Origin of the sequence: Staphylococcus sp. HMSC034C12, assembly GCF_001835895.1 — a bacterium.
Lineage (GTDB): Bacteria > Bacillota > Bacilli > Staphylococcales > Staphylococcaceae > Staphylococcus > Staphylococcus hominis.
The window spans coordinates 1-12,173 of sequence record NZ_KV826311.1 but is presented as its reverse complement, the minus strand read 5'-3'; the positions used below and the strand labels follow the sequence as shown (position 1 = coordinate 12,173).

General features: G+C 31.2%; 13 protein-coding genes. 9 read left to right on the top strand and 4 right to left on the bottom strand.

Features of this window, described 5'->3' with window-relative positions; genetic code table 11:
* The 3 genes from HMPREF2629_RS02945 to HMPREF2629_RS02935 form a co-directional block, all read left to right on the top strand.
* Positions 1-215: LPXTG cell wall anchor domain-containing protein (locus HMPREF2629_RS02945; protein WP_141756713.1), on the top strand; the 215-nt coding region annotated here is incomplete at its 5' end.
* 124 nt (positions 216-339) lie between these two features.
* Positions 340-1,965: a poly(glycerol-phosphate) alpha-glucosyltransferase gene (locus HMPREF2629_RS02940; RefSeq protein ID WP_070813137.1), complete on the top strand. Its 1,626-nt coding sequence runs from the start codon at positions 340-342 to the stop codon at positions 1,963-1,965.
* A 2-nt stretch (positions 1,966-1,967) separates the two neighbouring features.
* Entirely contained in the window at positions 1,968-4,019 is a 2,052-nt protein-coding gene (locus HMPREF2629_RS02935; protein ID WP_054105488.1) for a Mur ligase family protein, read from the top strand.
* A gap of 718 nt (positions 4,020-4,737) precedes the next feature.
* Here the strand turns inward: HMPREF2629_RS02935 and folE2 are convergent.
* From folE2 to HMPREF2629_RS02920, 3 genes are read right to left on the bottom strand one after another with little or no spacing between them, the layout of a single operon-like run.
* Entirely contained in the window at positions 4,738-5,616 is an 879-nt protein-coding gene (folE2, locus tag HMPREF2629_RS02930; RefSeq protein WP_054105292.1) for a GTP cyclohydrolase FolE2, read from the bottom strand.
* A 27-nt stretch (positions 5,617-5,643) separates the two neighbouring features.
* A complete protein-coding gene (gene bshB2, locus HMPREF2629_RS02925) occupies positions 5,644-6,309 on the bottom strand; it encodes a bacillithiol biosynthesis deacetylase BshB2 (protein ID WP_054105293.1) in 666 nt (221 codons plus the stop codon).
* A 13-nt stretch (positions 6,310-6,322) separates the two neighbouring features.
* Entirely contained in the window at positions 6,323-6,685 is a 363-nt protein-coding gene (locus HMPREF2629_RS02920) for a YojF family protein (RefSeq protein ID WP_002488035.1), read from the bottom strand.
* A 185-nt stretch (positions 6,686-6,870) separates the two neighbouring features.
* Here HMPREF2629_RS02920 and hxlA point away from each other — a divergent pair, with 185 nt between their 5' ends.
* From hxlA to HMPREF2629_RS02890, 6 genes are all read left to right on the top strand, one after another.
* Positions 6,871-7,503 carry a 3-hexulose-6-phosphate synthase gene (gene hxlA, locus HMPREF2629_RS02915; RefSeq protein WP_002455709.1) on the top strand — a complete coding sequence of 211 codons (633 nt, stop codon included), beginning with the start codon at positions 6,871-6,873 and terminating at the stop codon, positions 7,501-7,503.
* Between the two features lies 1 nt (position 7,504).
* Positions 7,505-8,053, top strand: a complete 549-nt coding sequence (hxlB, locus tag HMPREF2629_RS02910) for a 6-phospho-3-hexuloisomerase (protein ID WP_002488041.1) — start codon at positions 7,505-7,507, stop codon at positions 8,051-8,053.
* Between the two features lie 119 nt (positions 8,054-8,172).
* A complete protein-coding gene (locus HMPREF2629_RS02905; RefSeq protein WP_049420738.1) occupies positions 8,173-9,555 on the top strand; it encodes an AMP-binding protein in 1,383 nt (460 codons plus the stop codon).
* Positions 9,555-10,700, top strand: a complete 1,146-nt coding sequence (locus HMPREF2629_RS02900) for a thiolase family protein (protein WP_029376697.1) — start codon at positions 9,555-9,557, stop codon at positions 10,698-10,700. The genes HMPREF2629_RS02905 and HMPREF2629_RS02900 overlap by 1 nt, the downstream gene beginning before the upstream one ends.
* The gene (locus HMPREF2629_RS02895; RefSeq protein WP_016931405.1) at positions 10,669-11,049 is read left to right on the top strand and encodes a hypothetical protein; all 381 of its coding nucleotides are present in this window, start codon (positions 10,669-10,671) and stop codon (positions 11,047-11,049) included. Before HMPREF2629_RS02900 ends, HMPREF2629_RS02895 begins: the two co-directional genes overlap by 32 nt.
* A complete protein-coding gene (locus tag HMPREF2629_RS02890; protein WP_002488040.1) occupies positions 11,039-11,317 on the top strand; it encodes a hypothetical protein in 279 nt (92 codons plus the stop codon). The genes HMPREF2629_RS02895 and HMPREF2629_RS02890 overlap by 11 nt, the downstream gene beginning before the upstream one ends.
* Before the next feature lie 292 nt (positions 11,318-11,609).
* Here the strand turns inward: HMPREF2629_RS02890 and vraX are convergent, their stop codons facing one another.
* Positions 11,610-11,771: a C1q-binding complement inhibitor VraX gene (vraX, locus tag HMPREF2629_RS11135; protein ID WP_017176053.1), complete on the bottom strand. Its 162-nt coding sequence runs from the start codon at positions 11,769-11,771 to the stop codon at positions 11,610-11,612.
* Positions 11,772-12,173 lie beyond the last annotated feature (402 nt).

Here is a 12,173-nt window from a genome sequence, read left to right as displayed (position 1 = left end):
ACTCAGATGCAGACGCTGACGCAGATTCAGATGCGGACGCAGATGCAGATAAAGCTCATAATGATAAAGCAGATAAATCAAATAGTAATGAATTACCTGATACTGGTAATAACAATCAAAATAATGGCACATTATTTGGTTCATTATTCGCTGCACTTGGAGGATTATTCTTAGTTGGCAGACGTCGTAAAAACGAAAATAATGATGAAAAATAATAAGTAGATTTCATGTTGACACAATGAAATTTAAAACCAGGCCTTTCAGGGCCTGGTTTTATTTTAAATACTATGATATTAATTGATAGAAAGAGGATAAATAATTATAAATAGGGTGAAAACTATGGATTTTGAATATAAATTAGAAAAATTATTAACCGCAGTAAATAATAAAATTGAAATTAATAATTATGTTTTTTTAAGTTTGGGTAAACCTAACATCAAAGCTCAAGTTAAACTGTTCAAAAAAACGAATTACCTTAAGCAAGATATTTCGAAATCAGCACTTAAATTTAAAAAGAAAACAGGTCAATTTCCCGAGTGGATTAAATTAGATATTGTTACATCCACTGAAAAAGTTCAATTTACAGAATTGAAAAAAACGTTAATTAATACACGACGAAATTATGTGGATTTTGGTATCGCATTTGATAATCTATGGAATTTAGCCGTTTTACCTGAAGAAATTAATGCGAATGCTTTTGTCCGACCAGATAATACAACTAAAGAACTATTTCTTTCTGATAAAAATATTAATAATTATTTACGTAAATACACGACTAACAAAAAGGCTTTTTCAAGTGAATTTTATGACGAAAAAGAAGTTGTTAAATTTTATACACAAGGCTTCTTTATAGATAATGAAGAAGTATATGAACTATACAACAATGGTTATAGAAAAGGTTTAAGAAAAGTAGATTATTTGGGGAGTGAAATTGATCAATTAATTGAAAGCAGCACTCATTTCTTACAAAATATGTTGTTAGATAATGGTAAATATATTTATGGGTATTTCCCACATTTTGATAATGAAATTGGTTTTTATAATATACTAAGACATTCATCTTCTACATATGCCTTAATAGAAGGATTAGCATATTTAGGTGAAAGTTTGCAACCTGTTGAAAAAGCAATTGATTATGTTATTTCAAATCAATTACTTGAAGTTGAAGATAAAGCGTATGTCTATGATGATACGGAAGACACTAATGAAATTAAATTGGGACAAAATGCTTCATTTATATTCGCTGTATGTGAATATTTGAAATATGAGAATAATCCTAAATATCTTGAAGCTGCTCAAAAAGTAGCGAACGGTATTCTTTCAATGATTGATGAAGATACATATGAAACGACGCACTTATTGAATTATCCTGATTTAAGTGTTAAAGAGAAATTCAGAATCATTTATTATGATGGCGAAGCAGCCCTTGCTTTGTTGAGACTATATCAAAGAGATAAAAATGAGTTATGGTTGAAAACTGTAGAAAATTTAATGGATCGTTTCATTGAGAAAAAATATTGGCAATATCATGATCATTGGTTAGGATATTGTACAAATGAATTAGTTCAAATTAATCCTCAAGAAAAATATTTTGAATTTGGGATAAAAAATGTGAATACATATCTAAATTATATTAAAAACCGTGAAACTACTTTCCCAACATTCTTGGAAATGCTAATGGCTACTTATCGATTAGTACAAAAAGCCAAAGAAACGAGTTATGAGGAATTAGTAAATCATTTGATAGATGAAAAATATTTAAAAGAAGTTATTGATATTAGAGCAGATTATCAAAGAGTTGGCTTCTTTTACCCTGAAACTGCAATGTACTTTAAAAATCCATCTAGAATTTTAGGAAGCTTCTTTATTAAACATCATGGTTATCGTGTCCGTATTGATGATATTGAGCATTATTTGTCAGGGTATGTACAGTATCAAAAGGTATTCAAAGGAAGTAGGTATTGATTATGCTAACAATTAGAAAGATTTATCATATTATAGGTGGAACATTAAAGGATGCTCATAATAGAGAATCAAATGAAATAAATGATTTTGAAACCATCTATAAATTTGTAAAAAGCAAAAAGACTGCATATTTTTCTCCAAATAAAGAAACATGGGCAAGAGAATTGGGAAGAAATAAAAATGCTTTAGATGGTAATGATTTAGTTGACAGCCAAAATGAAGAGATTGGTTTAATTATAACGGAAAGTTATATTTCCAATTTAAAATTTACTGTTCCTCAAATAATTGTAGAAGATTCAGTTCAAGCATTTAAAAAACTAGCTATTTATATTAGAAATCAATATAAAAATCCGGTTGTTGCAATAACTGGATCAATGGGTAAAAGTTCAACTAGAATGTTAATTACTAGCTTATTAAGTGATTTTGATGTACTCGAAAACAGAGGAAACAATAACGTTAGAGCAGCCATTTATAATAATATGTTGAAATTAATCAAAAATCCAGACTTTGCTGTGATTGAAACATCTTTGAATGCTATTAATTATCTTGAAAATACAGCAGTTTACTTAAAACCTGATATAGCAATTATTACTGGTATAGGTGAAGCACATTTTTCAACTTTTAAGTCTGTTAAAGATATTGCCAAAATTAAGACAAGGATTTTTGAGGGACTTGCAGATAATGGAGTGGCAATTGTTAATAACGATACATTATATGCAGATTACTTAGTAGACAAAGCGCGAGAAAATACAAATAATGTCTTAACTTATAGTATTAAAAAGGATAGTAATGCTGATTTAACTGTAGATAACATCAAGTATAATAAAGGAAATATTGAATTATTAATAAATGACCAAAATAACGAAACAGACATTTATCAACTTAATACGATTAGTGAAGGAATGGTTTCTAACACACTAGCAAGTATGCTAACTCTGAAAAGTCTAAATTTACCAATAAAGAAAGACTTACTTAAGAATTTCAAACCTTTTTCAAAAATATTAGCATTGAAAGAAATACAAACAAAATCTCATAAACTAACTTTACTGGATGATACACATAATGCTTCTTTGCCTGCAATGATTAATGCAATTAGAGCTTTTAATAGTCAAACTAGATTTTACAAAGGAAATAAAATCATTGCAATTGGAAAAATTAGTGATTTAGGTCATAAGTCTAGTGAAACACATTTACAATTAGTGGATGAGTTAGAAAATTGTAATGCAGATTATATTCTATGTAAGGATATAGAATTAAGACAAGTCGTAAATAAAGTTCGAAGTAAGAATATAATTTGGTATCCTAACAAAGAATTATTGATAAATGATTTAAATTATTTATGTAATGAAGATTCTCTAACTTTACTAAAGTCTTCTGTAACTGGTACAGATTTTCCAGAAATAGCTAAATCATTACCTAATATTTTGAGGAGGAATGACGTAAAATTTGATTTTGATAATCTGTTTGAGAAACTTAGTCAAGTAGGGGAAAGTTATATTAGAGTAAATAATGATACTGGACAAATCATTGAAGAATTTAACAGTGATATGTCTCAAACAATTGAGGGAATGGGCCCACTCATTTATTATTTAAAAGCTATAGATGAAAAATTAGAAAATAGAAAGATTAACATGAAGAGTTGGTCAACTAATAGTAGTAAAACTGGCTATGTTGAAGGTCGAGAAATTTATACTTATACATTACTAAAAAATATGACTAACTCACCACATCCTTCTGAAATCTATGAGTTAGCTAATGAGTTATTTGAAAATCATGTAGATCGAAAAAAATATACTAAGTATTTGATTGAAAAACTAAAATTATCTAGTTCGATAGCTACAAATCTAACTGGTCGTTTCAGAATTAAAGATCGCCAAAGTTATACTGTAAAAGATTTATATCAAATATATAAGTATTATAAATATGATTTATTTAAATTTAATAATTCTTTTATTTTAGGACTTAAATATAAAAGTGGATTTATACGTGGAGAAAAAGAAACTATTATTTTCACTTCATATCAAGATCCCAAATCTGACTTTAAAAATTTTTAGAATTTCTTTCTTAATATTTCGTTGCATTTAATTCATATTCAAGCACACTCTTCTCAAATTTTAATGTTTTCACGATTTAAACAATTATGATGAGCATTTGATTATTTTTTAGTATTTTATTATGTAACTTTTAATATTATTTTTTAATTCTATGTAATTAGTTGGCTTTGGACTCATTTAAAGAAGAGATAACGATGTAAATTTTTATGTTCTTTTATTTCTATTTGATTTTTGGTAGAAATATCTTTTCTTTTATTAATGTTTATATGTTCAATCTTATTACCTTCTCGATTATAAATATTAAGTATTTTTATATCGTGTTCATCTTAACCAATTACAATTGCTAGCTTGTTTGGATTAGTTAGTATTATTTCTGTCATAGTATTTCTTATTTTTCGACTATAAATTCATTTGGTATTATTTCTGTTTGACCTATTGGAAATTTATTTTAGAAATAATTTTTTATTTTTCAAGAATTTAGTTAGTGCTTCGTGGTAATGTTCAGTTAAAGTTGCATAAACATTAACTTTTAATGTTATTGTTTTATCAAATAATATATATTTAATTAATGTAATTATATAAATTGTTACTAGTATCGATGATATTGAACACTACATTTCTGGATATGTTCAATTCCAAAAGGTATTCAAAAAATAAATTACCCCAAAAGTTAGGTATTGATCTAACTTTTGGGGTCGCTTCACTTTAGGAGACTTTATTATTTTCTATATTTTAGTCTTGCGAAAGCATCGTGTTGGTGAATGGATTCTTCGTTTCGACATTCAATGTCAAAGCCATCAATCCAGTCAAAATTTACTAAATCTGCAGCAATTAAACGAATTAAATCTTCAACAAAACGTGGATTTTCATATGCACGTTCTGTTACGTGTTTTTCATCAGGACGTTTTAAAATTGGATAAAGAATAGAGCTTGCATTTGCTTCCATTGCATCTAAAATCTTTTCTTTGTAATCATCTGTCATTTCAGAATTTTTATCTAAATACACTTTTACTGTTACAACACCACGTTGATTATGAGCAGAGTATTCGCTAATTTCTTTAGAGCAAGGGCAAAGTGTCGTTACAGTAGCTGTGAGGGTAAGTTCTTTACGCGTTACTTGATCTTTATGAATTGCTAAACCGTAAGTAACATCAGCATGACCCACTGCTTTGATATGAGTTACAGGACTATAACGATCAAAGAACCATTTACCTGAAACGTCTACTCCCGCAGCATTCTGTTTCATATTGTCTTGTAATGTACGTAATACTTGATATAGTGTATCGAAATCAAGTTCTAAACCATTATTATAATGTTTCTCAACACTTTCTAAGATGCGACTCATGTTAATCCCTTTTTCATCTTTATTTAAGCTTGTTGAGAAACTAAATGTACCTGCTGTTTGAAATTGATCAATTTTAACAGGATATACTAAATTTTTAATACCCACTTCTTCAATTTCAAACAAGAAGTTTTTATGTGTACTTTGTAAGTCAGTCATTTCATTTTTAGTTGTAGGTTTTGTACCTTTAATAGGATCTACTGAACCAAAATGTTTCCAGCGACCTTCTCGTGTAGATAAATCAAATTCAGTCATTCGTTTATTGTACCTCCTCTAATGATTTTAATTGTCGAAATGATACGTCCAATAAGGTTCGACTTCTAGAAAATTTTGTGTTTCTCCGCCAACTTCAGGGCTAGCTAATTGTTTTAAGAAAGGACCTGTTTGAGATTTATGAGCTTCAAACGCCTTTAATTTAATCTCTTTGTATTGACTAATGTCATTTAATATATCAGGTTCTCCTAAAATATCCGGTGCATCATTACTAAATGCTACGAGTTGAAGTCTTGGACGCTCTTCTTTAGGCATACGTCCTACTGTTCTTACGACAGCTTCAGCTGTTGCTTCATGGTCTGGATGTACGGCAAATTTTGGATAAAATGAAATAATCACTGATGGATTTGTCTCCTCAATCAATGTTTTTACCATATCATCCATTTGCTCATGTGGCTCAAATTCTACTGTTTTATCTCTTAAACCCATTTTACGTAAATCAGTAATACCAATCACTTTCATAGCATCTTCTAATTCTTTTTCGCGAATATAAGGTAGTGACTCTCTTGTCGCAAAAGGGGGATTGCCTAAATTACGTCCCATTTGTCCTAATGTGAGACAGGCATAAGTGACAGGAACCCCGTTTTCAATATAACTTGCGATCGTCCCAGCAGATGAGAAGGTTTCATCATCGGGATGTGGAAATATCATTAGTACATGTCTTTCATCTTTCATGAATCTTCCTCCTCTATACTGTGAATGGCTGTTCACTGATTTCAATCGTTGCAGCCAACTGTCCTTCGTAATTAAATCCAGCTATTAAAAATTCATTATTATCATTGATTTCATAGTGAGTCAGGCCTTGTACATATACCCAACCGCCATCACGAAGTTTCAACCCAACACGAAATGGATCTTTATCTCCGCCCTTTAGTTGCGCATGTTCATATGTGACTTGTATATTTCGTAAAAACGTACCTGCATTAAACACACGTTGATCAAAATGGTTAGCATATGCACCATTCGTCGTTTCAACATGCAAATAGACAGGTTTGTTTTCAAATGTAGTTAATAATCGTTGTACTTCTTCAGCTTTAATGGGTTCCAACATGTTCACTCCTTGCAACCATACAATGTGTGTATCTATCTATTTTACTAAAAAGAACGACTGAATTGTATCCCTATGCTCAATTTATTTGTAAATGAAGGAAAATAATTCGAAGTGATTTAAATGTTTAAAAATATTTATCATGGGTATCTATAGTACTATGATTATGATACGAAAGGATGTTTGTAATGGAATTACAATTAGCAATCGATTTATTAAATAAAGAAGAAGCAGCAAAATTAGCTAAAAAAGTTGAAGAGTATGTGGATATCGTAGAAATTGGTACACCTATCGTTATTAATGAAGGATTACCAGCTGTTCAACATTTAAATGAAAATATCAATAATGCGAAAGTGTTAGCTGATTTAAAAATTATGGATGCAGCAGACTATGAAGTAAGCCAAGCTATTAAATTTGGCGCAGATGTTGTGACTATCTTAGGTGTTGCAGAAGATGCTTCAATTAAAGGTGCGGTTGAAGAAGCACATAAACATGGTAAACAATTGTTAGTTGATATGATTGCTGTACAAGATTTAGAAAAACGTGCGAAAGAATTAGATGAAATGGGCGCTGATTATATCGCTGTTCATACTGGTTATGATTTACAAGCTGAAGGACAATCTCCATTAGAAAGCTTACGTACAGTTAAATCAGTCATTAAAAATTCTAAAGTAGCCGTAGCTGGTGGTATTAAACCTGAAACAATTAAAGAAATTGTAGCAGAAGAACCTGACTTAGTTATTGTTGGTGGCGGTATTGCTAACGCAGATGATCCTGTAGAAGCAGCTAAACAATGTCGTGAAGCGATTGAAGGTAAATAAAATGCCAACTTTTAACAATTATCATTTAATTCTTGAAGAAATAGATAACACGTTATCACATCTAGAGGATAATGATTATGGACGTTTTGCAAATGAAGTGGTTGGCGCATCTCGTATCTTTACAGCTGGTAAAGGTCGCTCTGGATATGTTGCTAATAGCTTTGCAATGCGTTTGAATCAACTAGGAAAAGATGCATCTGCAATAGGTGAAGCAACAACGCCATCTATTAAAGAGCATGATTTATTAATTATTATTTCCGGTTCTGGATCAACAGAGCACTTAAGATTATTAGCTGAAAAGGCACATTCAGTTGGCGCTAAAATTGCTTTAATAACAACTAAAAAAGAATCTAAAATTGGCGATGTCGCTGATACAGTGATTGCTTTACCTGCAGGAACAAAACATGAAGCAGAAGGCTCTGAACAGCCGTTAGGTAGTCTATTCGAACAATCTTCACTCATCTTTTTAGATAGTGTCGTGATTGGATTAATGGATGCCTTTAATATTAATGAAGAAGCAATGCAAGACAATCATGCTAATTTAGAATAAAAACCATCACTCAAATATATTATCGTTCAGATGAATATATTTGAGTGATTTTTTTATGTGTTATTTTTCATATAATGTTAATATAATAATTAATCTAGTTAACATTCAGAGAGGGTCATATGTTAGAAATACTAAATAAATTAAATCACTATTCAATAGAACAACCGGATACGATTGCGCTATCGTTTGAAGAAAGTATATTAACCTATCAACAACTTTATACAGCAATACAGCAATTAAAATCAGTCTTCATGCATTTACCGAAAGGGTCCCGAGTAGGATTGTTAAGTAAAAGTCCTTTACATAATATGTTGAATTATTTTGCAATATTAGAGCAAGGAAGTATTCCATGTTTTTTAGATGATCAATGGTCTGAAGTAACAATTCATCAACTGATTGAAACGTATCATATTGACTATCTTGTTGATGAACAGCATAGACTGATAAAGACAACGTCTTCTGAAACATATCCAACATATTTAAATGAGCAGTCACAAGTCCATCAACTATTACATATTGGTTTTACATCTGGGACAACAGGGTTACCTAAAGCATATTATCGAAATGAACCATCTTGGCTTGCGTCATACAAAGAAAATGAAAAGCTACTTCGTCATAAAGAAAACATACTTGTAGCACCGGGACCACTTGCACATTCATTGTCTTTATACACTTGTATTTATGCGTTATATACAGGGAGAACATTTATTGGACAAACCCGTTTTAATGCGACTAAGCTCGTTAGCAAAATGAAACAACAAACAACAAATAGTGCATTATTTCTTGTTCCAACAATGCTACATGCAATAACAAAAATAAATCACGATCACCTACATTTAACGACTATTTTAAGTAGTGGGGCGAAACTCTCTTCTTCGTTGTTTAAGCGTATAGCCGAAACATTTCAGCATGCTAATATTATTGAATTTTTTGGAACGTCAGAAGCAAGTTTTATTAGTTATAACATTAACCGTAAAGCTTCTGTTGATTCAGTGGGATACATATTTCAAAATGTAACGATTGGTTTAGAGGAAAAAGACAAGAATCATATAGGGTTATTAAATGTAAAAAGTAATATGATATTCTCTGGATATGTAAATCAATCTGTCGTATTACCTGAAACATGGATTAAAACAGGCGATTACGCTTATATTAAAGATAATCAATTATATTTAGTGAGTCGTCAAAATGAACGATTAATTATTGGAGGTAAAAATGTTTATCCTCAAGTTATTGAACAAATGATAAAAAATATTGATGGAGTAGAAGAAGCAATTGTTATAGGAGAACCGCATCCACGTTTTGGGGAAATAGCGGTTTTACTATATACAGGATCGATAGAACTTGAGTACCAAACTGTGAGACAACATATTATGAAAGTTCTATCACGATATGATGTACCTTCCAAATTGATAAAAGTAGACAGTATGCAATATACCCAAAGTGGCAAAGTTGCTCGAAATAAAATGCGTACTGCCTATGTAAAAGGAGACTTTAAATGATGAACCAACCGGTCATTATATGGGCGAAACGTACACCTTTTGGCAAATACGGTGGGAAATTGAAACATTTAGAACCTGAAACATTACTCATGCCCTTATTTGAAGAAATGAATTCAATTTTTCCTAAAATAATACCTGATATAGATGATGTAGTGATTGGAAATATCGTAGGTAATGGTGGAAATATTGCTCGTAAAGCCTTATTAGAAGCAGGTCTAGCTGAGAGTATTCCAGGTGTTACAATGGACCGTCAATGTGGGTCAGGGTTAGAAAGTATTATATATGCATGTCGAATGGTTCAAGCTGGTGCAGGTCATATTTATATAGCTGGAGGAGTAGAAAGCACGAGTCGTGCTCCTTGGAAGATTAAACGCCCTCAATCAGTGTATGATACACAATTACCAGAATTTTATGAGCGTGCCTCTTTTGCACCAAAAGGTCAAGATCCAAGTATGATAGAGGCAGCTGAAAATGTTGCGCAATATTATCATATTACGCGTAAACAACAAGATGCCTTTGCGATACGTAGTCATCATCTCACACATCAATATTATAAGAATGGAAGTATAAGTAATGAAATTGTATCTTTAAACATCAAAGGTCATTTATTTGATAAAGATGAAAGTATTAAGCCAACACTTACTGAACAACGATTAAATCGATTACGTCCTTTACTAGCTAACGGAACAGTAACGGTTGGAAATAGTTGTATGAAAAATGACGGCGCTGCGCTTGCACTCGTTATGAATCAAGAAACGGCATTACAATACGGAATATCAGAGGGAATGATGTTTACAGATGCAGTGACAATAGGTGTCAATCCGAAACGACTAGGTATTGGACCAGTACCTGCTGTAACAAAATTACTAAAAAAACAAAATTTAAAAATAAGTGACATTGATGCAATAGAACTTAATGAGGCATTTAGTTCACAAGTTTTAGCTTCAATTCAAGAGTTAAAATTAAATATTAATCAAGTCAATCAGTGGGGGGGAGCCATTGCGTCTGGTCATCCTTATAGCGCAAGTGGCGTAGCATTAATCACTAGGTTATTAAATATGACACATTGGAAGCGGGGAGTTGCTACGATGGGGATTGGAGGAGGAATGGGGAATGCGATACTCTTCGAACGATGGGGCTTGTGAGAAAATAGAAATATATTTTAGTGAACAAGAAGTAAGAGCGTATTGCGAAGTAGTTGAAAGAACGTATAAAGGCGTGGTGCCTTTACTCATGTGTGCAAACGTCTGGCCAAAATTTAAGTTGTTTCAAAAGTTTGAACAAGAACATATTCTTCTTGTGCGAACAACATGTGAAGAATTTGAACCATTAAAATGTAGGCTAAAATACGAGGCGTACTTAACACATAAAAGTACGAAAAAGTTTAAAACATATATCCAATATATCTACGAGTTAAAAATATATAAAGATAATAGACAATGTATATTTATTAGACAAACGTTTATAAAAAAGGAGGTAAATGATGAAGTTTAGTCATGATAAAGTAAGTCATTACCTTCGACTTGTTAATGATAAAAATGAGCTTCATTCAACCATTGTTCCTGGTCAACTGGTAGTGGATTGTGTATTAGCGTATTTTCAAATAGAGTGGACACAATTTAATGTTAAGTATAAAAGGACTATAGATATAGATGAAGAAGTGACCTTCAAAAAAGTGAGTCATAATGAAATAAACGTCTTTGGTTTAAATGGTGAAGAAAAAATAGTTATTACTAAAAAAAGTAATCATACTGATTTATAATTATTTATTTAATCGTTGATAACCCATCATAGGTGTTAAAAAAGAAACAATATTATAAAGATATAGCGTTAATGTTAGTATAACTTAAAGTTTCTCTCTAAGTTTCCAAAAGGGGACATTCTTGGCTAACATTAACGCTATTTTATTAGGGTGAGCTTTTGAATAATTAATGACTTTTTAAAGTTTTGAGTATTAGGGGCATCTTAACTTTAAAAAAGATTTTGAAATATTCGTTTGTTTTCGTATTCAATTACGAAAAACACTTTTTAATTTTTGAAATGTGATGAATAACTTAATTCATGTTATCAACGTCACTTTCTAGTAGAGAGAGCAATTTATAGATGTCATTTTTACTAAACGTTTCATCGAATTTTACCGTAATCGTCTTGAAGGTCTTTGTAATGATTTCGTATATTGGGATACCGTTTTCTATATTTTGCTTGTAGATAATCATGTTGTTAATTCCTCCTTTGTCTCTCTACACTTAATATAGTAATGGATTTGATTATAAAAAACATGAGTCTATGGTACTAACTTTTACTGCAACGGACTGTGTAGAGCATACTACGACTAAATACCTAGAAGATAATGAAGATATAAGAAAAGCTTTTAATCCTAGTGTGACCAAACTATCATACACAAGATTAAAAGCTTTAGAAGTGCTTATATTTCTTTAAAAATGCAGTACAGACAGTAGCTGATTGAATTGAAAGTGCGCTGATTAGCTTCTTTCAACTCTAATGCTGGGGCCCCGACAAAGAGACTTTCAAAAAGAAAGTCAACGATCAACGCGAGTTGGGGTGTCGGGGAAGGACAATGACGTCTAATTAAGGATTACAAAAGACTAGTGTCTTTT

What these genes read in the sequence shown, in the direction of transcription:
- HMPREF2629_RS02940 (WP_070813137.1), top strand. Translation starts at nt 340, where the DNA reads ATGGATTTTGAATATAAATTAGAAAAATTATTAACCGCAGTAAATAAT.
- HMPREF2629_RS02935 (WP_054105488.1), top strand. Translation starts at nt 1,968, where the DNA reads ATGCTAACAATTAGAAAGATTTATCATATTATAGGTGGAACATTAAAG.
- folE2 (WP_054105292.1), bottom strand. Translation starts at nt 5,616, where the DNA reads ATGACTGAATTTGATTTATCTACACGAGAAGGTCGCTGGAAACATTTT.
- bshB2 (WP_054105293.1), bottom strand. Translation starts at nt 6,309, where the DNA reads ATGAAAGATGAAAGACATGTACTAATGATATTTCCACATCCCGATGAT.
- HMPREF2629_RS02920 (WP_002488035.1), bottom strand. Translation starts at nt 6,685, where the DNA reads ATGTTGGAACCCATTAAAGCTGAAGAAGTACAACGATTATTAACTACA.
- hxlA (WP_002455709.1), top strand. Translation starts at nt 6,871, where the DNA reads ATGGAATTACAATTAGCAATCGATTTATTAAATAAAGAAGAAGCAGCA.
- hxlB (WP_002488041.1), top strand. Translation starts at nt 7,505, where the DNA reads ATGCCAACTTTTAACAATTATCATTTAATTCTTGAAGAAATAGATAAC.
- HMPREF2629_RS02905 (WP_049420738.1), top strand. Translation starts at nt 8,173, where the DNA reads ATGTTAGAAATACTAAATAAATTAAATCACTATTCAATAGAACAACCG.
- HMPREF2629_RS02900 (WP_029376697.1), top strand. Translation starts at nt 9,555, where the DNA reads ATGAACCAACCGGTCATTATATGGGCGAAACGTACACCTTTTGGCAAA.
- HMPREF2629_RS02895 (WP_016931405.1), top strand. Translation starts at nt 10,669, where the DNA reads ATGCGATACTCTTCGAACGATGGGGCTTGTGAGAAAATAGAAATATAT.
- HMPREF2629_RS02890 (WP_002488040.1), top strand. Translation starts at nt 11,039, where the DNA reads ATGAAGTTTAGTCATGATAAAGTAAGTCATTACCTTCGACTTGTTAAT.
- vraX (WP_017176053.1), bottom strand. Translation starts at nt 11,771, where the DNA reads ATGATTATCTACAAGCAAAATATAGAAAACGGTATCCCAATATACGAA.